22 protein-coding genes and 1 pseudogene are annotated in these 23,771 nt (G+C 64.5%); 13 read left to right on the top strand and 10 right to left on the bottom strand.

Features of this window, described 5'->3' with window-relative positions; genetic code table 11:
• Positions 1–74 precede the first annotated feature (74 nt).
• Positions 75–704: a hypothetical protein gene (locus P3R82_RS21620; RefSeq protein WP_283195279.1), complete on the top strand. Its 630-nt coding sequence runs from the start codon at positions 75–77 to the stop codon at positions 702–704.
• Between the two features lie 734 nt (positions 705–1,438).
• Here P3R82_RS21620 and P3R82_RS21615 read toward each other — a convergent pair.
• Positions 1,439–1,870 (bottom strand): nucleoside deaminase, encoded by a 432-nt coding sequence (locus P3R82_RS21615; RefSeq protein ID WP_283196398.1) that lies wholly within the window; start codon positions 1,868–1,870, stop codon positions 1,439–1,441.
• A gap of 89 nt (positions 1,871–1,959) precedes the next feature.
• Between P3R82_RS21615 and P3R82_RS21610 the strand changes: the two genes are divergently transcribed.
• From P3R82_RS21610 to P3R82_RS21600, 3 genes are read left to right on the top strand one after another with little or no spacing between them, the layout of a single operon-like run.
• Positions 1,960–4,011 carry a pseudouridine synthase gene (locus P3R82_RS21610; protein WP_283195278.1) on the top strand — a complete coding sequence of 684 codons (2,052 nt, stop codon included), beginning with the start codon at positions 1,960–1,962 and terminating at the stop codon, positions 4,009–4,011.
• Entirely contained in the window at positions 3,992–4,552 is a 561-nt protein-coding gene (gene rsmD, locus P3R82_RS21605) for a 16S rRNA (guanine(966)-N(2))-methyltransferase RsmD (protein WP_112944550.1), read from the top strand. Before P3R82_RS21610 ends, rsmD begins: the two co-directional genes overlap by 20 nt.
• A 23-nt stretch (positions 4,553–4,575) precedes the next feature.
• Positions 4,576–5,475 carry a patatin-like phospholipase family protein gene (locus P3R82_RS21600; RefSeq protein ID WP_283195277.1) on the top strand — a complete coding sequence of 300 codons (900 nt, stop codon included), beginning with the start codon at positions 4,576–4,578 and terminating at the stop codon, positions 5,473–5,475.
• A gap of 20 nt (positions 5,476–5,495) precedes the next feature.
• Here the strand turns inward: P3R82_RS21600 and P3R82_RS21595 are convergent, their stop codons facing one another.
• Positions 5,496–7,304 (bottom strand): monovalent cation:proton antiporter-2 (CPA2) family protein, encoded by a 1,809-nt coding sequence (locus tag P3R82_RS21595; protein WP_283195276.1) that lies wholly within the window; start codon positions 7,302–7,304, stop codon positions 5,496–5,498.
• Between the two features lie 118 nt (positions 7,305–7,422).
• Between P3R82_RS21595 and P3R82_RS21590 the strand changes: the two genes are divergently transcribed.
• From P3R82_RS21590 to P3R82_RS21560, 7 genes are all read left to right on the top strand, one after another.
• Positions 7,423–8,769 carry a TldD/PmbA family protein gene (locus P3R82_RS21590; protein ID WP_283195275.1) on the top strand — a complete coding sequence of 449 codons (1,347 nt, stop codon included), beginning with the start codon at positions 7,423–7,425 and terminating at the stop codon, positions 8,767–8,769.
• Between the two features lie 138 nt (positions 8,770–8,907).
• Positions 8,908–9,702 (top strand): 3'(2'),5'-bisphosphate nucleotidase CysQ, encoded by a 795-nt coding sequence (locus tag P3R82_RS21585; protein ID WP_283195274.1) that lies wholly within the window; start codon positions 8,908–8,910, stop codon positions 9,700–9,702.
• A gap of 68 nt (positions 9,703–9,770) precedes the next feature.
• Positions 9,771–10,016, top strand: coding sequence for a DUF4170 domain-containing protein (locus P3R82_RS21580; protein WP_183901948.1), 246 nt, complete (start codon positions 9,771–9,773; stop codon positions 10,014–10,016).
• Between the two features lie 159 nt (positions 10,017–10,175).
• Complete coding sequence (gene waaA / locus P3R82_RS21575; protein ID WP_283195273.1) at positions 10,176–11,495, top strand: lipid IV(A) 3-deoxy-D-manno-octulosonic acid transferase; 1,320 nt, start codon at positions 10,176–10,178, stop codon at positions 11,493–11,495.
• Between the two features lie 14 nt (positions 11,496–11,509).
• On the top strand, positions 11,510–12,223 hold the full coding sequence (locus tag P3R82_RS21570; protein WP_283195272.1) for an HAD family hydrolase: 714 nt from the start codon (positions 11,510–11,512) through the stop codon (positions 12,221–12,223).
• 106 nt (positions 12,224–12,329) lie between these two features.
• The gene (gene lpxK / locus P3R82_RS21565; RefSeq protein WP_283195271.1) at positions 12,330–13,373 is read left to right on the top strand and encodes a tetraacyldisaccharide 4'-kinase; all 1,044 of its coding nucleotides are present in this window, start codon (positions 12,330–12,332) and stop codon (positions 13,371–13,373) included.
• Between the two features lie 310 nt (positions 13,374–13,683).
• Positions 13,684–14,025: a YciI family protein gene (locus P3R82_RS21560; RefSeq protein WP_283195270.1), complete on the top strand. Its 342-nt coding sequence runs from the start codon at positions 13,684–13,686 to the stop codon at positions 14,023–14,025.
• 214 nt (positions 14,026–14,239) lie between these two features.
• Here the strand turns inward: P3R82_RS21560 and P3R82_RS21555 are convergent, their stop codons facing one another.
• The 4 genes from P3R82_RS21555 to mutL form a co-directional block, all read right to left on the bottom strand.
• On the bottom strand, positions 14,240–14,986 hold the full coding sequence (locus P3R82_RS21555) for a phosphodiester glycosidase family protein (RefSeq protein ID WP_283196397.1): 747 nt from the start codon (positions 14,984–14,986) through the stop codon (positions 14,240–14,242).
• Between the two features lie 97 nt (positions 14,987–15,083).
• Positions 15,084–15,296, bottom strand: a complete 213-nt coding sequence (locus P3R82_RS21550) for a hypothetical protein (protein ID WP_283195269.1) — start codon at positions 15,294–15,296, stop codon at positions 15,084–15,086.
• A gap of 61 nt (positions 15,297–15,357) precedes the next feature.
• Entirely contained in the window at positions 15,358–15,588 is a 231-nt protein-coding gene (locus P3R82_RS21545) for a DUF2093 domain-containing protein (protein ID WP_183901908.1), read from the bottom strand.
• A gap of 70 nt (positions 15,589–15,658) precedes the next feature.
• Positions 15,659–17,521 (bottom strand): DNA mismatch repair endonuclease MutL, encoded by a 1,863-nt coding sequence (mutL, locus tag P3R82_RS21540; protein WP_283195268.1) that lies wholly within the window; start codon positions 17,519–17,521, stop codon positions 15,659–15,661.
• A gap of 179 nt (positions 17,522–17,700) precedes the next feature.
• Here mutL and P3R82_RS21535 point away from each other — a divergent pair.
• Together P3R82_RS21535 and P3R82_RS21530 are read left to right on the top strand one after the other, a co-directional pair.
• A pseudogene (locus P3R82_RS21535) lies at positions 17,701–19,418 on the top strand (response regulator).
• A 123-nt stretch (positions 19,419–19,541) separates the two neighbouring features.
• Positions 19,542–20,900, top strand: coding sequence for an EAL domain-containing protein (locus P3R82_RS21530; protein WP_283195267.1), 1,359 nt, complete (start codon positions 19,542–19,544; stop codon positions 20,898–20,900).
• Between the two features lie 10 nt (positions 20,901–20,910).
• On the opposite strand, the gene P3R82_RS21525 is transcribed toward P3R82_RS21530, so the two are convergent.
• From P3R82_RS21525 to P3R82_RS21510, 4 genes are all read right to left on the bottom strand, one after another.
• Positions 20,911–21,126, bottom strand: coding sequence for a hypothetical protein (locus P3R82_RS21525; protein ID WP_113238589.1), 216 nt, complete (start codon positions 21,124–21,126; stop codon positions 20,911–20,913).
• Positions 21,127–21,384: 258 nt separating this feature from the next.
• A complete protein-coding gene (locus tag P3R82_RS21520) occupies positions 21,385–21,990 on the bottom strand; it encodes a PRC-barrel domain-containing protein (protein ID WP_183901912.1) in 606 nt (201 codons plus the stop codon).
• A gap of 256 nt (positions 21,991–22,246) precedes the next feature.
• Complete coding sequence (locus P3R82_RS21515) at positions 22,247–23,134, bottom strand: SMP-30/gluconolactonase/LRE family protein (protein ID WP_283195266.1); 888 nt, start codon at positions 23,132–23,134, stop codon at positions 22,247–22,249.
• 4 nt (positions 23,135–23,138) lie between these two features.
• A complete protein-coding gene (locus P3R82_RS21510; RefSeq protein WP_283195265.1) occupies positions 23,139–23,771 on the bottom strand; it encodes a 2-dehydro-3-deoxy-6-phosphogalactonate aldolase in 633 nt (210 codons plus the stop codon).

Genomic DNA, 23,771 nt, shown 5'->3' with positions numbered 1-23,771 from the left:
GGCCGGATTTTTCCGTCAGGGGGAGGATGTCCGGTTGAAGCGTTGACTGCACCGGCATGGCTGGAAGGGTTTTCATGTTATCGAAGCGTTGGTTCCGTTTGGGCGCATGCCTGACTGTTGCGATGGCAGGCACTGCGATGATGTCGGGCTGCACGAGTGGCCCCCGATACGGCACGGACAAGACGGCATTCCAGCAGCTGACCGATGACCTTGGCCAATCCACCTCGCTGACCGGCGCCGAGCCCAAGAACAAGGGCGTGAAATACAATCCGCGTCCGGGCCTCGTGGTTCCGAAGACCGGCGGCCAGGAAAACCTGGTTGCGCCGCAGCAGTCGATCGCCAGCAAGGACAATCCGGAATGGGTCGGATCGCCTGAGGAAACCCGCGCCCGTCTCGTCAAGGAAGCCGACGAGAACAGCGACAAGTCCAACTACCAGTCGCCGCTCGCCAACAACCAGATCGAAGGCGGCCGCCGCACCACGGATGCGCAGACCAAGGCCTACCGCGAAGCCCGCGCTATCCAGAAGGGCGCCTATATCGACCAGCGCCGCTTCATCTCCGATCCCCCGACCGAATACCGCCAGGTCGACGATCCCGCCAAGCTCGACGACGTCGGCGAGCCCGAGCTGAAGAAGATGAAGAAGAAGAAAAAGGAAGCCGCCGTCGCCGGCTCCGGCAAGCAGTGGTGGAACCTGCTGCAGTAGGGTTTCGGGCGCGGTGAGCTTTTTACAAACGTTCGATGTGAGCGCGTAGGGCAAAGACCCCTCCCAACCCTCCCCACAAGGGGGAGGGCTTAACTTGTGGCGATGTTGACGCCAAGACTGTGAGCGGGCCACGAGGTCCTCTCCCCCACCTGTGGGGGGAGATGCCCGGCAGGGCAGAGAGGGGTGTTCCACGGCGAGACCTCTCTATCATCGCACCACATCCCCACAGACACACCAAAAACCCCACGCCGCCCGAAGGCCCGTGTCTCCACCATGCAATCTTCACTCGGACGGGGCGCTGGAAATCACCTCGATTGAGTAAGTAGAATATGGCGCTTCCCAGCGCCCCGTTCGGCGGTTTATGAGCGCAACTCCGGTCCCTCTGCCTTTCCGCCCAACTTCGCGGCGGAACCATGTGTGCCTCACAGGCACGTCCGGGCTCAACTCGGGCCCGTCTTGCGACAGGACCCGCCGTCACCGGAGGGAGACCATTTTCTGCGAACCCCGGATGAGAGAGCTTGCGTCCTCCTCAAACACCCAGCGCCGATCCCGCCTCGCCGGCACGCCTGCCGGTGTATCCGATGACGGGACGCCGATAGTGTAGGGGCGGGTTTCGAGCGCGGGGATGAACGACCGGTCGAGATTCTCTCAAGCTATTGATAGGCAATCAATATTTCGACTTTAGGTTCTGCGAAGTTGGCGCATTGCAGCGCCTTGTCGGGCCGGAAGCGCCCCTAATCCCGCTTCCCCTGAAAGAAGCCCCGCAAGATCTCCGCCGCCTGCACCTCGCTCATCCCGGAGTACACCTCCGGCGCATGATGGCACGTCGGCTGCGCGTAGAACCGCACACCGCTGTCCACCCCGCCACCCTTCGGGTCCTCCGCCCCATAATAGAGCCGGCGGATGCGGGCAAACGAGATGGCCGCCGCGCACATCGTGCAGGGTTCCAGCGTCACGTAGAGATCGGCGCCCGTCAATCGCTCCTGGCCGAGCGCCTCGCAGGCCATGCGGATGGTGGCGACTTCGGCATGCGCGGTGATGTCATTGAGCGCGCGGGTGCGGTTGCCGGATGAGGCAATCACGGTGCCGTCGAGGACGACGACCGCGCCGATCGGCACCTCGCCGCGCGCGCCCGCGGCACGCGCCTCCTCAAGCGCCAGCTCCATAAATTGATTTGTCTTCACGATCCGACAATTTCCACTTAACCGCAGGGGCGCGAACTGATAGAAGGCCCCAAAAGGCAGGCAAACAACAAATGACATTCAAAGACAAGCCAAAACGGCCGGGTGGCAAGCCATCCCCGCGCGATACCGGCGCGAAATCGGGCGAAAAGCCCGCAAGAAAGTTCGCAAAATCGGCTGACAAGGCGGATGCCGTGTCCGACGTGACGAGCGACAGCAAGGCGGAACGCATCTCCAAGGTGATGGCGCGCGCCGGCGTTGCCTCGCGTCGCGATATCGAGCGCATGATCCTCGATGGCCGCGTCACGCTGAACGGCAAGCCGCTGGATACGCCCGTCGTCAACGTCACGCTCACCGACAAGATCGAAGTCGACGGCATGCCGATCCGCGGCATCGAGCGCACGCGCCTGTGGCTCTACCACAAGCCCGCCGGTCTGGTGACCACCAATGCCGATCCGGAAGGCCGCCCGACCGTATTCGACAATCTGCCGGACGATCTGCCGCGCGTCATGTCGATTGGCCGCCTCGACATCAACACCGAAGGTCTGCTGCTCTTGACCAACGACGGGGGACTGGCGCGTGCGCTGGAACTGCCGACGACCGGCTGGCTGCGCCGCTACCGCGTGCGCGCCCATGGCGAGATCGACCAGGAAGCGCTCGACAAGCTGAAGGACGGCATCGCCGTCGACGGCGTGCTCTACGGCGCCATTGAAGCGACGCTCGACAAGGTGCAGGGCTCCAACGTCTGGCTCACCATGGGCCTGCGCGAAGGCAAGAACCGCGAAATCAAGAACGTGCTCGGCGCGCTCGGTCTAGACGTCAACCGCCTGATCCGCATCTCCTACGGCCCGTTCCAGCTCGGTGACATCCCAGAGCGGGCGGTGATCGAAGTGCGTGGACGCACGTTGCGCGACCAGCTCGGCCCGCGCCTGATCGAGGATGCCAAGGCCAATTTCGACGCGCCGATCTACAACGCGCCCGCCGTGACCGAGGAAGAGGAAGCCGACGCCCGGCCCGAGCGCCGCGAGCGCTCGTGGAAGCCGGAAGACAAGCGCGAACGCGCGCTGAGCCGCCTCGACACCAAGCGCGACGATAAACGCGACGACCGCCGTGGCGGCGATCGTGATCGCGATGGTGGCCGTGGCCCAAGCCGTGGGGGCGACCGCAAGGATGAGGGCCCGAAGCGCCCGGCGCTCGGCAGCCGCCGCAACGCCAATGTCTGGATGGCGCCCGGCGCCCGTCCGCTCGGCGAAAAGGCAGCCGCCAAGGCCGAAAAGAACGCCCAGACGGCGCTGCGCCGTGGCGAGAAGCCCGGCCGTTCCAAGCCGCAGCCGACAAGCTACGACGAAGGCCCGCGCGTGCAGATCAACCGCGCCCGCGACGAAGAGGGCGAATGGATCCGCTCCAGCGACGTGAGCCGCGACGACGACCGCAAGCGCGGCGACCGTGGCGATCGCGGCTTCGGTGACCGTCCCCGTGGCGACCGCTCGTTTGGTGATCGCGGTGACCGCTCCGGCGGCGACCGCACGGCTCGCGGCGACCGGCCTTATGGTGATCGCCCACCCCGTGGCGATCGTCCCCAGGGCGAGCGCCCAAGAGGCGATCGTCCCTTTGGTGACAAGCCGCGTGGCGAACGCAAGCCGCGCGAGGACGGCGACCGTCCGCGCTCCTTCGGCGACCGCCCACCCCGTGCTGACAGGCCACGTGGCGATCGGCCTTTCGGTGATCGTCCTCCCCGTGGTGACCGTCCGACAGGCGACCGGCCGTTCGGCGACCGCCGTCCGCGCGAAGAGGGCGACGAGCGTCCCCGCGCCAAGCGTTTCTCCGGCGAGGCTCGTTCCGAGCGTCCGGCCGGCGAGCGTTCGTATGGCGATCGGCCCCGTGGAGATCGTCCCCAGGGCGAGCGCCCGAGAGGTGATCGTCCCTTCGGCGACAAACCGCGTGGTGACGGGCCGCGCGGCAAGAGCTTCGGGGCGAAGCCTGGCGGCTCCAAGCCGGGTGCGAAGAGTTTTTCGGGCAAGCCTTCGGGCGATCGTCCCGGTGGCGGTGGCAAGCCCTCGGGCAGGCCGTCGCGTGGTGGACCAAAAGGCAAGGGAATAGGACGCGGTGCGGATCGTCGGCGGTGAGTTTCGCGGACGGTCGCTCGCCGTGCCCAAATCCAACGACATCCGGCCGACTGCCGACCGGACGCGTGAGAGCCTGTTCAATATTCTGAGCCATGCCTATCCGGAATGCGTCGATGGCACCCGGATACTCGATCTCTTCGCCGGCACAGGCGCGGTTGGGCTTGAAGCCGTCTCGCGCGGCTGTCGCCATGCGCTCTTCGTTGAAAACAGCGTCGAGGGCCGGGGCCTGCTCTGGGAAAACATCGATGCGCTCGGCCTGCACGGCAAGACGCGCATCCTGAGGCGCGACGCGACCGATCTCGGCAGCGTCGGCAATCTCGAGCCATTCCAGTTCCTCTTCGCCGACCCGCCCTATGGCAAGGGTCTCGGCGAAAAGGCAATGGCGGCTGCCGCGAGGGGTGGTTGGCTGTTTCCGGGCGCGATTGCCGTGCTCGAGGAGCGCGCCGACGTTGCCGTTTCGGTCGATCCTTCCTATCTGTTCCTGGAAAGCCGCATCTTCGGCGATACCAGGGTGCATTTCTACCGCTACCAGCCTGAATAGGTAGCGGCGACAGGGGGCGAAGGGTGACACAGCAGGCCGAAAAGACCAGTTCCGCGTTCCCTGCTCTCGAAGATGTTGCCTCCGGCGCGTCGCCGCGTATTGCCATCGCCTTCGGCGGCGGCGGTGCACGCGGCCTCGCCCATATCCACGTCATCGAAACGCTTGACGAGCTCGGCATTCGCCCTGTGGCGATATCGGGCTCCTCGATCGGCGCCATCATGGGCGCCGGCATGGCGGCCGGCATGACCGGCGAGGCCATCCGCGAACACGCGCTGATGACCGTCGGCAACAAGACCGCCGTCGTCAGCCGCCTCTGGGGCCTGCGCCCGCAGACCGTGCGCGACGCGGTGGCGAACGGCGTGCGCATCGGCCAGTTCAACCTCGAGCGTATCCTGAAAGCATTTCTCCCGGCCGATCTCCCCGATCGCTTCGAGGACCTGCCGATCCCGATGACGGTGACCGCCACCGACTATTACGGCCAGCAGGAAGTGCTGGTGAGCGAGGGGCAGCTGTTTCCGGCCCTCGCAGCCTCTTCCGCCATCCCCGCCGTCTTCATGCCGGTCCGCTTGCATGGCCGGGTGATGATCGACGGCGGCATCAGCAATCCCGTCCCCTATGAATGTCTGATGGACCGCGCCGATATCGTCATCGGCATCGACGTCGTCGGCGCGCCTGAAGGTGACGGCACGCATATTCCGAACCGCATGGAAAGCATCTTCGGCTCCGGCCAGCTGATGATGCAGACGGCGATCACCCTCAAACTCCGCATCCAGCCGCCCCACATTTTCCTGCGCCCCGCCGTCGGCCGCACCGGCGTCATGGATTTTTTGAAGGCCCGCGAAGTGCTGGCCATGTCTCAGGGTGTCAAGGACGAGCTGAAATATGCTCTGGATGGCGCGATCGAGACGCATGCGCGCGGTTAAGTCGGGGCTAGGGTCTTGCCCTAAACATCCGCCACCGCATCCCCCGTGCCCGCCAGCGGATCCTGTGAGAAATCCATCGTCCGCTTCGGCTTCACCAGCGGTTCCGGCTTGACCGGCTGCGAGTAGAGCATGTCGCGGCCAGCCTGTAGTCCCTCGGTCACCTGCAGCTCCAGTCGCTGCTCGTCGCGGCGGCGGATGTCTTCGCCGATCTCGTAGGCGGCGGCCTCGCTGATGCCGAGCGCTTCCAGTGTCCGGCGGCCGAACAGCAAGCCCGATTCCAGCGTTTCGCGCAGTTCGTAGTCGACATTGAGGTTGCGCAGCGCGATCGAGTGAACGCGGTCGTAGGAGCGCACGAAAAGCTTGGCCTCGGGATAGTCGGCCTGCACCAGCTCGACGATCTTGTCGGTCACTTCCCGTTTCTGCGTGCAGACGACGACGATCTTGGCGTGGTCGATGCCGGACGCCCGCAGCACGTCCTTGCGCGTGCCGTCGCCGAAATAGATGCGGAAACCGAAGGAGGAGGCCTGGCGGATGCGGTCGGCGGAAGTGTCGATGACGGTCACCGCGCGTCCGCCGGCAAGCAGGATCTGCGACGCGATCTGGCCGAAACGCGAGAAGCCGATCATCAGCACGTCGGCGCCGGCGCCCTCGAAATCCTCCTCCAGCGTCTCCTTCGTCTCGCCGCTCTGGAACCTTTTGGCAAGCTTGGTGCCGATCGGCGTCAGCGCCATGGAAAGCGTCACGATGGCGATCAGGAGGGATGCCGTGCTCGATGGCATCAGCGACGAAGCACCGGCCGCCGAAAACAGCACGAAGCCGAATTCACCGCCCTGCGGCAACAGGAAGGCGATGCGGATCGCGTCATTGTGGTCCGAGCCGGTCAGCCGGCAGAGCGCGTAGATGATCAGCGCCTTCGCCGCCATGACGACAGGCACGGTGACGAGGATGACCAGTGCGTTGTCCCAGAGCACGTCGAGCTGCAAAGACAGGCCGACGGCGATGAAGAAGATGGCGAGAAGCACGCCGCGGAAGGGCTCGATATCCGCTTCAAGCTCGTGTCGATAGGAGGATTCCGCCAGCATCACGCCCGCCAGGAACGCGCCCATCGCCATCGATAGCCCGGCCATCTGCATCAGTGTCGCCGACCCCATGACGACGAAAAGTGCCGCCGCGATCATCGCCTCGCGCGCGCCGGTGCTGGCGATGATCTGGAACAGCGGCGTCAGAAGGTAGCGGCCCATGACGATCATCGCGCCGACAGCGCCGATGGCGATCCCGAAGTCGACGATCGGCGTGCCGTGGCCCTTGCCGGTGTCGAGGATGTTGATCAGCGCCAGAAGCGGCACGATGGCGAGATCCTGGAACAGCAGCATGGAAAAGGAGCGCTGCCCGTAGCGTGTGCTGACGTCGCCGTCGTCCTCCAGTATCTGCATGGCAAACGCGGTGGAGGACAGCGCCAGCCCGAAGCCGGCGATGATGCTGCCGCGCCAGTCCAGCAGTCCGGAGATGTAGGCCAGGGCGGTGAGCGCCAGACCGGTAAGGATGACCTGTGCGGCGCCGAGCCCGAATATGTCGCGCCGCATCTGCCAGAGCCGGCTCGGCTTCAGCTCCAGCCCGATGATGAACAGCAGGAACACGACGCCGAGTTCGGCAACGTTCAGGATCTGCTCTCCGTCAGTCAGCCCGTTGAAGATCGGCCCGATCACCACGCCGGCGGCGAGATAGCCGAGCACCGTTCCAAGCCCCAGCCGCTTGAAGATCGGGGCCGAAACGACCGCGCCGCCGAGCAGCAGGATCGTTTCGGTGAAGAGGGCGTTGGGCTCGGACATCCGCTAAGCTTCTTTCAATGGTCGTGATTGCGCAAGCAGCGCGAAAAAGAATCGGCGCCGTCGGCCTTGATGCTTTCCGTAGCGCACAATAAATGGAACGCGAAGGAAAGGCCAAACCATGTCCTCTGAAATTGATTCCTCGACGCTTCTCTCCCGCGCCAGCCAGCTGATCGACCTCGCCAGGAAGGCGGGTGCCGATGCCGCCGATGCGGTGGTCGTCCGCTCCCGATCGCAATCCGTCAGCGTGCGGCTCGGCAAGGTGGAGGAAACAGAATCCTCCGAAAGCGATGATTTCTCGCTGCGCGTCTTCGTCGGCAAGCGCGTCGCCATCGTCTCGGCCAATCCCGGCTTCGACATGTCGGTGCTCGCCGAGCGCGCGGTCGCCATGGCCAAGGTCTCGCCGGAAGATCCCTTCGCGTGCCTCGCGGACGAGAGCCGGCTCGCCAGATCCTATCCCGACCTGCAACTGCTCGACAGCACCGAGGTTTCCGCCGACCAGTTGCGCGAGGCGGCGCTTGCGACGGAAGCGGCCGGCCTTGCGGTCAATGGCGTCACCAATTCCTCGGGCGCCGGCGCATCGTCGGGTCGCGGCGGCATGGTTCTCGTCACCTCGCACGGCTTTGAAGGCAGCTACATGGGCTCGCGCTTCGGCCGCTCCGTCAGCGTCATCGCCGGCGAGGGCACCGGCATGGAGCGCGACTACGATTTCGACAGCCGCATCTATTTCTCAGAACTGGACGATCCCGCCGAAATCGGCCGCCGCGCCGGTGAACGGGCCGTCAAGCGCCTGAAGCCGCGCCAGGTCGATACCGGCAAGAACGTCACCGTGATCTTCGATCCGCGTATCGCGCGCGGCTTCGTCGGCCACATCGCCGGCGCCATCAACGGTGCTTCGGTTGCGCGCAAGACCAGCTTCCTGCGCGACAGGATGGGCGAACAGGTGCTGAAATCCGGCCTGTCGATCACCGACGATCCGATGATAGTGCGCGGCCCCGCCTCGCGCCCCTTCGATGGCGAAGGCGTCTCCGGCGAGCGCATGGTGATGATCGAGGACGGCGTCCTGAAGCACTGGTTCCTTTCGACATCAACCGCCCGCGAGATCGGCATGGAGACCAACGGCCGTGGCGTGCGCGGCGGCAATGCGGTGACGCCCGCCTCGACCAACCTGGCGCTCGAGCCCGGCGATATCTCGCCCGAGGACCTGATCCGTGGCGTCGGCAACGGTTTTTACATCACCGAGCTGATCGGGCAGGGGGTCAACATGATCACCGGCGAATACAGCCGTGGCGCCACCGGGTTCTGGATCGAAAACGGTGAATTGACCTTCGCGGTTTCGGAAGTGACCATTGCATCGAACCTCAAGGAGATGTTCATGCGGGTAACGCCGGCCAACGACATCGACCGCAAGTACGGGGTAGCCGCCCCGACCATCGCGATCGAGGGAATGACGCTGGCCGGACGGTGATCGTGGGCTAAAGCGCGTCGCGATCTTTCAGATTCGCTTGTTGCGCTTTAGGTCTTTCTTTTACCGCATGTCTTCGTCGCAAAACCGCTTCACACTTTTGCGCGACATGCTCTAGCCGCTGACGGATTGGAACTTGGGATGAGCGACGTGGACAATGCCCGCTGGCAGAGCGATCTGGACCTGATCGCCGACGCTGCAAGGCGAGCAGGTGCCGTGGCGCTCAGCCATTTCAACCAGTCGCCCGAGGTCTGGTGGAAGAACGAGGGCCGCTCGCCGGTCAGCGCCGCCGATTTCGCCGCCAACGAAATCCTCGAAACCCTGTTGCGCGCCGCCCGGCCGGATTACGGCTGGTTGTCGGAAGAGACCGAGGACAGCGCCGAACGGCTGTCGCGCGACACGCTCTTCATCATCGATCCGATCGACGGCACCCGCGGCTTCCTCGCCGGACAGAAGCTCTGGTGCGTCAGCATCGCCGTCGTCCACAAGGGGCGGCCGGTTGCCGGCGTGCTCAACGCGCCGGCACTCGACGAACTCTATGAGGCGGTCGCCGGTGGCGTCGCCCTGAAAAACGGCATGCCGATCCGCGTATCGGAGCCGAAGCCGCCGGTTCGTTTCGCCATCGCCGAGGATGTGCTGAACGGCTTCCCCCAGCCGCTGCGCGGCAGGATCGAGCGGATCAGGCACGTGCCCTCGCTCGCCTACCGCGTCGCCATGGTGGCCGATGGGGCGATCGACGGCACCTTCGTGAAGCGCAATTCCCACGACTGGGATCTGGCCGCCGCCGACCTCATTCTGGAACGGGCGGGTGGCCGTCTCGTCAACCTCGATGGAACGGCGCTGACCTATAACCGCGCGGATGTTCGCCACGGCGAGCTTTGCGCCGGCTCCGAGCCGCTGTTGAATGAATTTCTATCCCCTATCGCGGCGCGCTGAGCAGTTGACGTTTCCGTCAAAATCCCTCAGATGAAACGGCGGAGGAGCAGATGAAGGAAGTGACCGAAATGACCAAGTCCGGTGAAAAGAAGCAATTGTTGCACCTCGTGTTCGGCGGCGAGCTGGAAAGTCTCGATGACGTGCAGTTCAGCGATCTCTCGGGCCTGGATATCGTCGGCATCTTCCCCGATTACGCATCCGCTCTGACGGCCTGGAAGTCCAAGGCCCAGTCGACCGTCGATAATGCCCACATGCGCTATTTCATTGTCCATATGCACCGCTTGCTTGATCCCGAAGACAAGTCCGGCAAATAATTTTCGGCCCTGGTGGCCCTCGTTTTTATCCAGCCGCCTGTCTTATCGAGGTGCAGGGGCGGTTGTTGACGCATTCTGAACAAACTGATCGGTCATTTCGGCCGCAATGATATTTGGGAATGGGTTGATGTCGATCATCGTCGATCGGAGACGTGTCATATGAGCGGCCGCATGGCGCGTTTCGCGCTGGGCGCTTATCAGGCGGCCGGGACGTTGATCACGCCCTTCGTCGGCGGTTATCTGACCTATCGCGCCGCCAAGGGCAAGGAAGACAGGGCTCGCCGGCTCGAGCGCTCCGGCTATGCCAGCGCCGATCGCCCCGCCGGTCCGCTGGTCTGGTTTCATGCCGCGAGCGTCGGCGAGATGAACGCCGTCATTCCCCTTATCCGCGAGATCCGCCGCCGCGACGTCCACGTCATCCTGACGACGGGCACCGTCACCTCGGCCAAGCTCGCCGCCGAGCGCGTCGGCACGGAAGTCATCCACCAATATGTGCCGCTCGACCTGAAGCCCGCCGTCAGCCGTTTCCTCGATTACTGGCAGCCCGATTGCGCGCTGATCGCCGAATCCGAGATCTGGCCGGCCACCGTGCTGGAGCTGGGCCGCCGCCGCATCCCGCAGATCCTCGTCAACGCCCGCATGTCCGATCGCTCCTTCGCCCGCTGGACCCGCCGTCAGGCGCTGGCCGAGGCGCTGTTCGAGAACCTCGCGCTCGTCATCGCGCAGTCGGATGTCGATGCCGAGCGTTTCCGCGACCTGGGCGCGCGCCAGGTGCTGATGTCCGGCAATCTCAAGGTCGATACCGACGCGCCGTCTTATGATCCCGCCACCTTCGCGCGCTATCAGCAGCAGGTCGGCGACCGCAAGACATGGGCGGCGATCTCCACCTTCGATGGCGAGGAGAAGGCGGCCGGCATCGTCCACCGCACGCTGAGGGAACGCAACGGCCAGCTGACGATCATCGTGCCGCGCCATCCCGAGCGCGCCGATGCCATCGAGGCCGAACTGGTCAAGCAGGGGCTGAAGGTCGCCCGCCGCACGCGTGAGGATATGCTCACCCCCGATGTCGACGTCTTCCTCGGTGATACGATCGGCGAGATGGGGCTTTATCTGCGCATGACCGAGGTCGCCTTCGTCGGCCGCTCGCTGTTCGGCGAGGGCGGGCAGAACCCGCTCGAGCCGGCCATGCTCGGCTGCGCGGTGCTGTCGGGCAGCAATGTCCAGAATTTCCGCGAGGCCTATCAGCGGCTTGCCCGCCGTGGCAGCGCCCGCATGGTGCGCGATACCGAGATGCTGGCCAAGGGCGTGCATTATTTGCTGACCAACGACCCGGCGCGCCGCAATATGATCGAGGCCGGCGCCGCGGCCGTGCAAGAAATGCGCGGTGCGCTGACGGCGACGATGAAGGGTCTCGAGCCCTACATCAATCCGCTGACGGTAAAGGCAAGGCTGCTGCCGAAGGCTGCGGCGCAACGCTAGAGACGGACAAGGACATGCAGGTGATCAAGGGTATCCTGTTCGACAAGGATGGCACGCTCCTCGATTATGACGAGAGCTGGCTGCCCGTGAACCGCGAGCTGGCGCTGATCGCCGCCAAGGGCGACGCTGCGCTTGCCGACCGCCTGCTGCTTGCCTGCGGCATGGATCCCTTGACCGGCCATATCGTTCCCGACAGCCTGCTCGCCGCCGGCAATACCAGGCAGATATCGGAAGGCCTCGTCGCCGCCGGGTCGACGGTTCCCGTCGACGAGCTGACGGTAAGGCTCGACGAACTCTTTTCCCATGCCGCCGATTTCTCCGTGCCGGTCACCGATCTCGCTTCTTTCTTCGCCCGGCTGCATGCGCGCGGCTTCAAGCTCGGCGTCGCCTCCAGCGATAACGAGCGCTCGATCCGCCAGACGGCGAGGCGCTTCGGCTTTGCCGATTACATCGATTACGTCGCCGGCTACGACAGCGGCCACGGCACCAAGCCGGAGCCCGGCATGGTGCTCGGCTTCTGCGCGGCAACCGGTCTTCACCCGTCGGAAGTCGCCGTCGTCGGCGACAACAACCACGATCTGCACATGGGCCGCAACGCCAATGTCGGGCTGACGGTCGCGGTTTTGACCGGCACCGGATCGCGTGAATCGCTCGCCGCCGCCAGCGATCATTGCCTCAACGATATCACCGAACTCGAAGGGCTGCTGCCCGGCCTGCAGTTCGCCTGATCGACCAAAGGCTTGCTTTTTCTTGAAAATTGCCTTTTCTTTTCGCTCGGGTGGAGATGACATCGGCGGGCGCCATGCCGGCGGTGCGAAAAGCAGGACGGCGAAGATGGTATCCGAAGCGCCACCATTCTGGTGGACGAAAGCCGATTGGCGCGCCTGGACGCTCTATCCGATCTCCTTTCTTTACGGCCGTATCTCGGGCTACCGCATGGTCAACGCCAGGCGTGCTTCGGTGCCCGTCCCTGTGATCTGCGTCGGCAATTTCACAGTCGGCGGCGCCGGCAAGACGCCGACCGCCATTGCGATCGCCCGTGCCGCCAAGGCCAAGGGCCTGACGCCCGGCTTCCTCAGTCGCGGTTATGGCGGCTCGCTCGATGTGACCACCGTGGTCGATGCCGGCCACCACCGCGCCGTGGCCGTCGGCGACGAACCGCTGCTTCTCGCCCGCGAGGCGCTCACCGTCATTTCCCGCCGCCGTGTCGAGGGCGCCAAGCGTCTCGTCAAGGAAGGCGCCGACCTGATCATCATGGATGACGGCTTCCAGAGCGCCCGCCTCGCCATCGATTACGCGCTGCTGGTCATCGACGCTACGCGCGGCCTCGGCAACGGCCATATCGTTCCGGGCGGCCCGGTGCGCGCGCCGATCAAGCTGCAGCTGCGCTACGCGACAGCGCTTCTGAAGGTGGGCGCGGGTGCAGCCGCCGATCAGATCGTGCGCATCGCGGCGCGCGCCGCCAAGCCCTATTTCACCGCTTCCGTCACCGTCTCCGATGGCGCCGACCTGAAGGGCCGCCGGGTGCTCGCCTTCGCTGGCATCGCCGATCCCTCGAAATTTTTCCGTACGGTCGATGAGATCGGTGCCGAAACCGTCGCCCGCCGCTCCTTCGGCGATCACGAGCATCTGACCGACGACGAGATCGACGACATCCTCGAAACCGCCGCCCGCGACGACCTCCAGATCGTCACCACCTCCAAGGACTTCGTGCGGCTGGCGGGTCACCACGGCAAGGCCGAGACGCTGGCCTCGAAGTGCCGGGTGATCGAGGTGGAAATGACCTTCGAGGACCATCTGGCGCCGGGGCTGATCATCGACCGCGCGGTCGATGCCTGCCGTGAACGACGGCTGAAGGAGATGGCGGCGGCGGGGTAAGCGCGTTAACGAGCGTTCTGCCGTGAAGCACCCCCTCTGTCCTGCCGGACATCTCCCCCACAAGGGGGGAGATCGACTCGTGGCTTGCTCCCCAATCCAAACAATGAAGGTAGAGCGAGCGGCCGCGCCCAGCCAATCTCCCCACCTGTGGGGGAGATGCCCGGCAGGGCAGAGGGGGTAACCCTCGCTCCACGCTCGCCTTGAGCAACCCTCACTTCGCGCCAGCCTATCGCACCCCCACATGAGCAAACATGTCGGATGCCGCAGCCCCCAATCGTCTCTACGATAGGTTCAACATGGAGGAGACGTCATGCCCCGCTATCTGGTAGCCATTCACCACCCTGATGATTACGACCCCGCCGTCTCGGAAGATGAGGCGATGCATCGTGCGATCGATGCGCTCAACGACGAGATGATCGCCGCCGGCATCCGGCTCTTCGTCGGCGGCCTGCATCGGGCGGGCACCGCCAAGTCGTTGCGCGCCGATGCCGATGGAAATGTCTCGGTGAGCGACGGTCCCTATCTCAAAACCAGCGAGCATGTCGGCGGTTTATGGGTGCTGGAGGCTGATGGCATGGACGAGGCGCTGGCCTGGGGTCGCAAGGCTGCCATCGCTTGTCGGGCTCCTGTCGAGGTGCGGACTTTTCACTAGCGCTGTCGATGCGATGGGCGTTGTGCCGTGTGTCGCCCCCCTTTGTCCTGCCGGACATCTCCCCCACAGGTGGGGAGATTGGCTGGGCTTGCCCGCTCGCTCCTACTTCAACGTTTGGCGAAGACCTAACCGCGAGTCGATCTCCCCCCCTTGTGGGGGAGATGCCCGGCAGGGCAGAGGGGGTAATCCTGGCTCCACCCTCTCGACCAAGGCTCTACTCCACCACTCCGAACACCGGCCCATACCCGCCATGCCAGGAAAAATCACTGCGCCCCAATTCGCCGCTATAGAACCCCGCGCCGCCGCCGCCATCGAGAAACAGCGCGTCCGGGCATTGCAGCCGATCGCGGAAAAGCCGCGCGAAATTGTGAAAGTTGACGGGATCGTCGCTGACCGCGAAACGGACGGTCCCATTGCCGCAGACACCGACGCCGCTGCGCCGCGTGCGGTCGCTGGAGCCGGCGATGAAGATCGGGTTGATCCTGTTTGCGATCACCAGCATCGGCCCGGACTGCGTGGCCAGCCTGACGTCGGGGCGTTGCTTCATGAAAGTCGCGGTCGGCAGGATGCCCGCGCCCTTGTCGCCGATATAGAAGACGCCGTTGGGCTTCTTGTAGAAGTTCGGCACCGGCCCGCTCGCCGTCGGCGCCTTGACGCTTGCCACCGGCCGCAGCTCTCGGCCGTTCTCGACATAGAGGCCAATCGGCGAGAAATCCTCGAGATACATCCCGGCATTGACGGCGAAGACGAGCGTCTTGCCCTTGGCGGTGACGGCGTCAGCGATACCGGGGAAGGAGCGGTAGGGCGCGCCGTCGTCGCCTTTCCAGAAGAGACGCAGGTCAACCTTGGCGGGATCGACGGTGCAGATCACGTAATTGGTGTTCTCGACCGTTTCCCGCGCGCAGGGTCCGGCAAGCACGGGCCGGGCGGAGCCGACGACAGCGCCAAGCAGGATGGCCATCCCGATGAGGGCGGCGGACAACAGGGCGGATGAACGGAAAGGCACCGGTTCTCGTCCTTTTGCGGTGTGAGACTGCGAGCCGCCGAAAGGGCCGGCTTTAAAGCTTGCGCGCTTCCAGCCGCCGCCTGTCGCGCTCGACGGTCTGGAAGCCCATCGGCGTCAGGCGGAATTGCCGTTTCTGGTATTCGCCGCGGATTTCGACGAAGCCCTGCGCTTCGGCTTCGTACAAGGTCTTCAGGCCCATCTCCTTGGGCGGAGTCTGCCAATCCCGGCCGACGGCGCTGTGCAGCAATGCGATGATCTTGATCATTGTTTTCTCCATGGCCGAGGCGCTGCCTTCGCGCTGCGCCGTCTCGCCGAAGGGCCTGCGACTACCGCTTCTGGTTCGGCAGCACGCCGGCGCGCTTGTCGGCCTCGAAGGAGGACACGGCGTCGGCATAGGGTTCCTGGCGGGCGACGCTCCAGTAGCGCAGTTCGTCGAGCGGGATCTGCTTGCCCGTCATGGCGCACACGACATGGGAACCCGGCGACAGGATCTGAAAATCCGCATCGAGATAACGTATCTTCGCTTCGCGGTTTCCGTTTCCTTCAAACAAGTTCATGCGCTCCAATCCTCAAAGCCGGCCGTAACAGGATTGCCATACCCCGCAACAGCCGCCATTGCCAGCGATTTCAGCTCCGGCCGAACAGCCGCTCGATGTCGGAAAGCTTGAGCTCGATATAGGTCGGCCGGCCGTGATTGCACTGTCCGGAGCCCGGCGTCATCTCCATCTGCCGCAGCAGCGCGTTCATCTCCTCCGGCCGCAGCCGCCGTCCCGAGCGCACCGATCCGTGGCACGCCATGGTCGCCGCCACATATTCGAGCTTTGCCGATAGTCCCGATGCCGTGTCCCACTCGGCGATCTCGTCGGCGAGCTGCTTGATCAGCCCCGAGGCGTCGACCTCGCCGAGCATCGCCGGCGTCTCGCGCACGGCGATGGCGCCCGGCCCGAAACGCTCGATGCCAAGCCCGAGCTCGCCGAACTCGGAGGAAAACTGCATCAGCCGGTCGCAATCCTCTTCCGGCAGGTCGATGATCTCGGGGATCAGCAGCACCTGCGAGGCCAATCTCTTGGAGTGCAGCGCCTTGCGCATCGCCTCGAACACCAGCCGCTCATGCGCGGCGTGCTGGTCGACGATGACAAGCCCGGTTTCGGTCTGCGCCACGATGTAGTTCTCGTGGATCTGCGCGCGCGCCGCGCCGAGCGGGAAGCGCGACGGCACCTCGGCCTCGGCGACGGGCGCTGGCGCCATCCATGGCGAAGTCTGCGTGGTCTCGGCCCGGGCCGTCGGCATCGTCAGCCCGTCGAACGATGTCTGTGGCCGCTCGCCAAAACCGTTGCCGGCCGGACGCGGCGGGGAGTGGGAGTAGCCGGCGGCGGCGGAGAAAGGCCGCGACGGCGAGGTCTCGGCGCTCCATTGCTGCTGCGGTTGCGGCCGGTAGCCGTTCGGCTGGAAGCCGGCGCGGAAGGCGCGCAGCATGCCGTCGGCGCCCGTGGTCGCCGCCCGGCTGCCGTCGCGCGCCAGCGCCTCGCGGATCGCGCCGACGATCAGCCCGCGCACCAGTTGCGGATCGCGAAAGCGTACGTCCGACTTGGCCGGATGCACATTGACGTCGACCAGCGCCGGATCGAGCCCGATCGACAGCACCGCCACCGCGTAGCGTCCCGATGGGATCGTCTCGGCATAGGCGCCGCGGATCGCCGACAGCACCAGCTTGTCCTGCACCGGCCGGCCGTTGACGAAGGCATATTGATGCGCCGCGTTGCCGCGGTTGAAGGTCGGCACGCCGGCAAAGCCGGTCAGCGTCACATCCTCGCGCTCGGCATTGATTTCGATTGCGTTGTCGCGGAAGTCCTTGCCGAGGATCTGCGCCATGCGCGCCAGATGGTCGTCGCCGGTCGCCGGAAACTCCAGCGTCGTGCGGTCGGTGCCCGAGAGCACGAAGCGCACCTGCGGGAAGGCGATCGCCATGCGCTTGACGATCTCGGTGATCGCGCCGGCCTCGGCCTTCTCCGTTTTCAGGAATTTCAGCCGCGCCGGCGTCGCGAAGAAGAGGTCGCGCACCTCGACGATGGTGCCGGGATTGAGCGCTGATGGCCTCAGATGCTGCAGCTTGCCGCCCGCCACCGAAATTTCCGCCCCGCCATCGCTGTCGCGGCGGCGGCTCGAAATCGTCAGCCGCGCCACCGAGCCGATCGAGGGCAGCGCCTCGCCGCGAAAGCCGAGCGTATGGATATCGTCGAGCGTATCGGTGATCTTCGAGGTGCAGTGCCGGCGCACGGCAAGCTCCAGATCGCGCTCGTCCATGCCCGAGCCGTTGTCGGTCACCCGAAGCAGGCTCTTGCCGCCGCCCGAGGTGGCGATCTCGATACGCGTGGCGCCTGCGTCGAGCGCGTTCTCGATCAGTTCCTTGGCGGCGCTGGCGGGGCGTTCGATGACCTCGCCGGCGGCGATTTGGTTGATGAGCGTTTCGGAAAGCAGCTTGATCGACATGCCGCCATTTTCGCGGATTCTCGAGGCCGAGGGAAGGGCGAAAGCGACGCGATAAGGCCTTGTACCTGCGCAAATATTTGGCTGCTTAATGTTAAGCACGCCTTAAGACAAAACTGGCATTTTGCCGACAATACCCGCCGCAAAATGCAATCCATTCGGACAGATGTAGGACGCGTAGTATGAGTGCCGGTCGCGATCAAGCGGACACAGCCCGCGGGAGGGCGCGGTTGAAACCGCGGCTGGCCTCCAGACGGCGTTGTTCGACGCGGTCTGCGAAAGCCTGTCGTCGGCCTTCATCGTCTACGACAAGACCGATCACATCGTCTTCTGCAGCCGGCAGGTTCTCGATTTCTTCCCGATCTGCGCCGATCTCCTGCAGCCCGGCACGCGACTGCGGGATTTTTTGAGCGCCGTCTACGAAACCGGAATCCGCAGCCGTTCGGCCGGCAAGCAGGGCGCGCTCAGCCGCGAGGACTGGTTGTCGCAGAAGATTGCCTCGCACTGGCGCGAACGCTACGAGGCGGTCGAGCGCTACGGCAACGATTGCTGGGTCGGCTTCCAGAAGCGCCGGCTCCCTAGCGGTTACGGCGTCTGCGTAATCTCCGACATCTCGGAGGCCAAGAAGCGCGAGGAGCAGTGGCGGCTCGATCTCGAGCGCGTGCAGCTCACCGAGGATATTCTCGACAACCTGCCGTTCCCGCTCTTCGTCAAGGATCGAAACCTGACCTACGTCGCCGTCAACGTCGCCTTCTGCGAGAAGTACCAGACGACGGCGGACGAGGTGCTCGGCCGCAAGAGCGCCGAACTGTTCTCGCCCGAGGTGGCCGCCCGCTTCGAGGAAAGCGACCTCCACGTTCTCGAAACCGGGGAGATGTCGGTGGTCCGCCAGCGCCAGATCGCCCGCGACGGCTCGGAACGCGAAATCATCTCGCGCAAGCACCGCATCGGCAAGCCGGGACGCTATTTCCTGATCTCGACCATGCAGGACCTGCCGCGCGAGGGCGGTGATCTCGAGGAATTCGAGAAGGCGTCGAGCGTCACGACATCGGCCCAGAGCAGCTTTCGCCGCGCCTACGTTCCGATGATCGGCGACAGCGAGCGCCGCGAACCGGCCGCCATGGAAGCCATCGTGCCCGAGAATTTCTCCGGTCGCCGCATCCTTGTCGTCACCGGCGATATCGCCGCCGAGACCGCGGCGCTGAGGACGCTGGCCAAGTACGGCTTCGAGGCATGCTCGGTGCGCAACGAGGACGAAGAGGAGCAGTTTCTGGAGATCGCCACGTCGGCCGGCCTGTCGCTCGATCTCGTCATCATCGACAATCAGATGGGCATGCGCTGCCTCGAGCTCGCCGAGCAGTACGGCATCCCGTCGCTGGTCATGGACGGCTTCCAGATCTCCACCGAGCTCACCTTCCAGATCGCCCGTCATTTCAACCGCAACAATCGCGGTAGCATGGCGGAACGGATCGACGGCGATTGGGAGATCACGACATCCGACGATGAGATCGAGCTCGACGTGCTGGTCGCCGAGGACAACGATATCAACCAGATCGTTTTCTCGCAGATCCTCGAGGGGCTGGGCTATCACTATCGCATCGCCTCCAGCGGCGACGAAGCCGTGCGCATGTGGACGGAGTACCGGCCGAAGATCGTGCTGATGGATATTTCGCTGCCCGGCTTCAACGGCTTCGAGGCGGCCCGGCTGATCCGCCAGGTGGAAGGCGATGGCCCGCGCACCCCCATCATCGGCGTGCTCACCCAGGCCTTCGAGCGCGACCGCGCCGAATGCGCCAAGGCCGGCATGGACGACGTGATCATGAAGCCCGTCAGCCCCGACATTCTCGAAACGGTGTTCCAGAAATTCATGCAACCGGAGGCCAGGCGGGCCTCGCTTTAGGCGCGGGTTGCGTCAACTCCCCAATTCTTGGGAGGCAAGGCGCGATCATCCAGGGTTGTCGAATATCGAATTTTTAAGACTTGCCCGCCATTCTGCCGGGTATTGGGGAAGCTCTGGATCAGAATGATGATGTTGGCGGATATGCCATTGGCTTCGGTAAGCCAGAACGAGCTTCAGACGATGGCCTACACCGACCCCCTGACCGGGCTCGGAAACCGCTATCGAATGCGCGACCGTATCGCCCAGATCTCGGCCGAACGCGCCGCCGATCCGGCGCCTTTCACCATCGGTATCGCCAATCTCGACTCGTTCAAGCCGATCAACGACCTCTTCGGCTCGGCCGCCGGCGACGAAATTCTCTGTCAGGTCGCGCATCGCCTGAAAGCCTGCATTCCCGATGGCGCCGTCGTCACGCGTCATGACGGCGACGAATTCGCCTTCGTCCTGCCGCTGGTCTTCGAACGGGCTAGCGCCGAGAAGTTCGGCCAGATGATCCGCGAGGTGCTGTCGGCGCCCTACGATCTCGGCGACCGCAACGTCCGTCTCTCGGCATCCTTCGGCTTCGCCATATATCCCTTCGCGGGCGAGGAGTTCGATGAGCTGCTCAAGAGCGCCGAAACAGCGCTCTATCGGTCCAAACGTCGCGGCCGCAGCCAGATCACCGTTTACTCCCGCGAGATCGCGCAAGAGATGAAGCGCGCCACGCAGCTCGAGCAGGCGCTGAGAAACGCCATCATTTCCGATGCCATCGACGTGCATTTTCAGACGATCGTCTCGCTCGCCAACAACCAGGTTCTCGGTTTCGAGGCGCTGGCCCGCTGGAACGATCCGGATCTCGGCTTCGTCTCGCCGGGTGTCTTCGTGCCGCTCGCCGAAGAGCGCGGCTTCATCGACGCTCTTTCCGAAACGCTGCTGCGCAAGGCCGCCGAAGCGGCGCTCTCATGGCCGCGCGAGATGTTCCTGTCCTTCAACCTGTCTTCCGCGCAGTTGATGGATCCGGGCACCAGCGCCAACGTGCTCTCCATCCTCGGCCGCGTCGGCTTCGATCCGCACCGGCTCGAACTCGAGATCACCGAGACGGCGGTAATGGGCTCGGCCGATACCGCAAACCGCATCATCGCCGATCTGCGCCAGGCGGGCGTTCGCATCTCGCTCGACGATTTCGGCACCGGCCAGTCCAGCCTCGGCCGCCTGCGCGATTTCATGTTCGACAAGATCAAGATCGACCGCGCCTTCGTCTCGCGCATCAATTCCGACCGTGCCTCCGAGCACATCATCAAGGCGATCCTGACCATGTGCGAGGGCCTCGATCTCGAGGTCGTCGCCGAAGGCATCGAGGATTATTCCGAAGCCGCCAAGCTACGGATGCTCGGCTGCGGCATGGGGCAGGGCTACTATTTCGGCAAACCCGCCGACAGCATCGCCACGCTGAGGTTCCTGCACGAGAACGAATACGACACCGGCGAACGGGCGATGGCCTGAGCAGCGGTCGTTACTTGATCAGCGCGAAGAGGCCTGCCGTGGCGGCAATCGCCGCGAGCACGACACCGAGGATGATGCAGACCACATTGATGATCCAGCCCTGATCGGGTTTGGAATCGAGCTTGCTGTCGATACGCGCCAGCTGTCCGAGCACTGTGTTCAGCGTCGAGCGCATATCATCGGCAATGGCTTCAAGCTTGGCGACGCGATTTTCCATGTGGTCCATTGTGCCACCTCCGCTGCCTGACTTCAATGATCCTTCATGATCGCGAAAGTATGGGCTCCGCGCCAATATCAACACCTTCAGCAGCTGCTCATTGCGAGCAATGCGTTGTCTTTACGTCATTTCTCTTTGGTTGATTGCATTGTGTCAATACACCCAATGGAGGAGTGGGTGGTGGGCCGCGCACCGTGGACACAAAAGCCGATGGCGCCCTTTCGGACGCCATCGGTTACGCATGCACTGCGACTAACGATGCAGTGTTTACTTTGCTGTCGTGGAGCTGGTCGTGGTGTTGTCCATCGTACCAGCAGCGGGTGCCTTTTCAGCCGACTGCATCTGCAGCGTCTTGAATTCCGGCGCCGCCTTCAGCGTTTCGGCCGTTTCCGAGGTCGTCAGCTTGACGCTGCCGTCCTGGGTGTTCTGGGCCACGGTGACCTTTTCCATCGGCACGGCGACGTTCTTCTCGCCGATGCCAAGGAAGCCGCCGACACCGATCACGGCTGCGACAAGGCCGCCATCCTTCTTCATGATCAGGTCGTTGACGTTACCGATGCTTTCGTTCTGGCCGTTGTAGACGGCCTGGCCGATGTAGGTGTTGGCGCTCACCTGATCGGAGGCCTGCTCCGTCAGATAGGTGCCGCCGCCGGCCGCTGCGGTGTCGGTGCTGGCCGCGGGAGCGGGTGCCTGTGCGGCATCACCTGCCGGCTTCATGGCATCCGGCTTCGGCGCTGCCGGGTCGGCCGGTGCCGACATGGACGGTGCGCTCGGCGAGGCCGGCTGGGCAGCGCCCTGCGAGAAAGCGACCGGTGCGAAGGCCGTGGCAAACAGGGCGCCAGCGGCAACGGTGGTGAGAAGTTTGCGTGTCATATCGTACCTACTTTCAGTGTCCTTGGGTGATCTCTAGCCGTGCTTTCCTCTTCTAGCGAGAGGCGTGTCAGCCCGGCTGGTTCGCTAAGTAAATGAATGGGTTGGCTATTGGTTCCCAGAAAAATACACGCAAAAACTGACGAAATTTCCGGAACCTTCGCGACCTCGGGATCGGGCTGGCGGGCGATCGCCGGGACCCGGCAACGAAAAAGGGCGCCCCCAAGGACGCCCTTCGAAACACATCGAGGCCGATGCTTCAGAGAATATAGGCCGCGTCGAAAACGCCGCGGACGGTGACGCCGAGCTCGAGCAGCGCGCCGGCATCGGGCTGGTTGGCGCGGGCCGCGTCGTCGAGGCCTTCCCAGGCCGTCGTCACCGCCAGCCGGTCCGCACCCGGGCCGATGAAGGCGGGGCAGGAGGGCTGCGCGGCAGGCACCTTGTAGCGGGCGATGCGCAGGCCATCCGGGCTGTAGCGATCGACCGTGCCGGCCCCCCAGCGCGCGTTCCAGATATAGCCGTCGGCATCGACCACCGAGCCGTCGATCCCGCCGTCTTCCTCCATGCTGTCGACGAGCACGATCGGCTCGCCGGTCGGCAGGCCGGTCTCGCGATCGACCATCACCCGCATCAGGCGGCTGAGATGCGTATCGGTGAAATAGCCGACGGAGCCATCGGGCGAGAAGCAGATCGAGTTCGGAATGGTGATGCCGCCGAACAGCTTCGTCACCTTGCCGCGCGCCACGTGATAGATCGCGCCGGCCTGCGGCTCGGCGCGCTTGCTCATCGTGCTGATCCACAGGCTGCCCGAGGGATGCATGCGCCCGTCATTGGAGCGGTTCTCCGGCCGGTCGTTTTCGAGTGCCGCGTAAAATGTCAGGCCGCCGCTTTCGATATCACGCACGAACAGGCCCTGCTCGGTCGCGAGCAGCTGCCGCTTGGCGTCGATCCGCGCCAGCACGCTCGCCATCACAGGCAGCGCGTGCACCTTCTTCTCGTCGTTCGAGAGGTTCAGCTCGTGCAATTCCTTGCCGAGAATGTTGAACCACCAGATCGTATTGGTATCGGGATCGTAGGTCGGCCCTTCGCCCAGCACCGAATTGGTGCTCGACAAAGTCCGCCCCGCGAACTCATGAATGTCGGTCATACGCTCAAGCTCCCACTGCTGCGTCGTATGCGTAAATGGTTGCCTTGGCGCGCTCGGCAACCTCGGCGACAGTCATTCCCGGCTTGTAGATGCTCGTGCCGAGCCCGAAGGCCAGGATTCCGGCCTTGGTGTACTCGGCGAAATTCTTGTCGGACACGCCGCCGACGGCCGCGATGGTCAGCTCCGGCGGCAGGATGGCGCGGATCGCCGTGATGCCGGAAGGGCCGAGCACGCTGGCCGGGAAGAACTTCAGGCCGGTGGCGCCGGCGCGCGCCGCGGCGAGCGCTTCCGTGGGGGTGAAGACGCCGGGCATCGTCACCATGCCGTAGTCGCGGGCGCGGATGATGACGTCGGGCTCGACATTCGGCGTCACCAGCAGCTTGCCGCCGGCATTGTGCAGATTGTCGACGGCCTCGGTGCTCAGAACGGTGCCGGCGCCGATCAGCACGTCGGCGGGCGCCATCTTGGCGGCGATCTCGATCGACTTGAACGGCTCGGGCGAGTTCAGCGGGATCTCGATCGCGGTCAGACCATTCTCGATCAGCGCGCCGACGACGCCTTCGGTTTCCTCGGGCTTGATCCCACGCAGGATGGCGATCAGCGGGCGCTTCATGGCGGGGAAGGGGATGCGGTTCAT

Origin of the sequence: Rhizobium sp. AN80A, from assembly GCF_030053015.1 — a bacterium.
Taxonomy (GTDB): domain Bacteria; phylum Pseudomonadota; class Alphaproteobacteria; order Rhizobiales; family Rhizobiaceae; genus Rhizobium; species Rhizobium metallidurans.
The sequence above is the reverse complement of the archived record's forward strand: the minus strand, read 5'-3'. Positions and strand labels throughout refer to the sequence as shown.

Bases quoted from the DNA above. Each gene is read 5' to 3' on its own strand.
- P3R82_RS21620 (WP_283195279.1), top strand. From the start codon at position 75: ATGTTATCGAAGCGTTGGTTCCGTTTGGGCGCATGCCTGACTGTTGCG.
- P3R82_RS21615 (WP_283196398.1), bottom strand. From the start codon at position 1,870: ATGGAGCTGGCGCTTGAGGAGGCGCGTGCCGCGGGCGCGCGCGGCGAG.
- P3R82_RS21610 (WP_283195278.1), top strand. From the start codon at position 1,960: ATGACATTCAAAGACAAGCCAAAACGGCCGGGTGGCAAGCCATCCCCG.
- P3R82_RS21595 (WP_283195276.1), bottom strand. From the start codon at position 7,304: ATGTCCGAGCCCAACGCCCTCTTCACCGAAACGATCCTGCTGCTCGGC.
- P3R82_RS21590 (WP_283195275.1), top strand. From the start codon at position 7,423: ATGTCCTCTGAAATTGATTCCTCGACGCTTCTCTCCCGCGCCAGCCAG.
- P3R82_RS21585 (WP_283195274.1), top strand. From the start codon at position 8,908: ATGAGCGACGTGGACAATGCCCGCTGGCAGAGCGATCTGGACCTGATC.
- P3R82_RS21580 (WP_183901948.1), top strand. From the start codon at position 9,771: ATGACCAAGTCCGGTGAAAAGAAGCAATTGTTGCACCTCGTGTTCGGC.
- waaA (WP_283195273.1), top strand. From the start codon at position 10,176: ATGAGCGGCCGCATGGCGCGTTTCGCGCTGGGCGCTTATCAGGCGGCC.
- P3R82_RS21570 (WP_283195272.1), top strand. From the start codon at position 11,510: ATGCAGGTGATCAAGGGTATCCTGTTCGACAAGGATGGCACGCTCCTC.
- lpxK (WP_283195271.1), top strand. From the start codon at position 12,330: ATGGTATCCGAAGCGCCACCATTCTGGTGGACGAAAGCCGATTGGCGC.
- P3R82_RS21560 (WP_283195270.1), top strand. From the start codon at position 13,684: ATGCCCCGCTATCTGGTAGCCATTCACCACCCTGATGATTACGACCCC.
- P3R82_RS21555 (WP_283196397.1), bottom strand. From the start codon at position 14,986: ATGGCCATCCTGCTTGGCGCTGTCGTCGGCTCCGCCCGGCCCGTGCTT.
- P3R82_RS21550 (WP_283195269.1), bottom strand. From the start codon at position 15,296: ATGATCAAGATCATCGCATTGCTGCACAGCGCCGTCGGCCGGGATTGG.
- P3R82_RS21545 (WP_183901908.1), bottom strand. From the start codon at position 15,588: ATGAACTTGTTTGAAGGAAACGGAAACCGCGAAGCGAAGATACGTTAT.
- mutL (WP_283195268.1), bottom strand. From the start codon at position 17,521: ATGTCGATCAAGCTGCTTTCCGAAACGCTCATCAACCAAATCGCCGCC.
- P3R82_RS21530 (WP_283195267.1), top strand. From the start codon at position 19,542: ATGATGATGTTGGCGGATATGCCATTGGCTTCGGTAAGCCAGAACGAG.
- P3R82_RS21525 (WP_113238589.1), bottom strand. From the start codon at position 21,126: ATGGACCACATGGAAAATCGCGTCGCCAAGCTTGAAGCCATTGCCGAT.
- P3R82_RS21520 (WP_183901912.1), bottom strand. From the start codon at position 21,990: ATGACACGCAAACTTCTCACCACCGTTGCCGCTGGCGCCCTGTTTGCC.
- P3R82_RS21515 (WP_283195266.1), bottom strand. From the start codon at position 23,134: ATGACCGACATTCATGAGTTCGCGGGGCGGACTTTGTCGAGCACCAAT.
- P3R82_RS21510 (WP_283195265.1), bottom strand. From the start codon at position 23,771: ATGAACCGCATCCCCTTCCCCGCCATGAAGCGCCCGCTGATCGCCATC.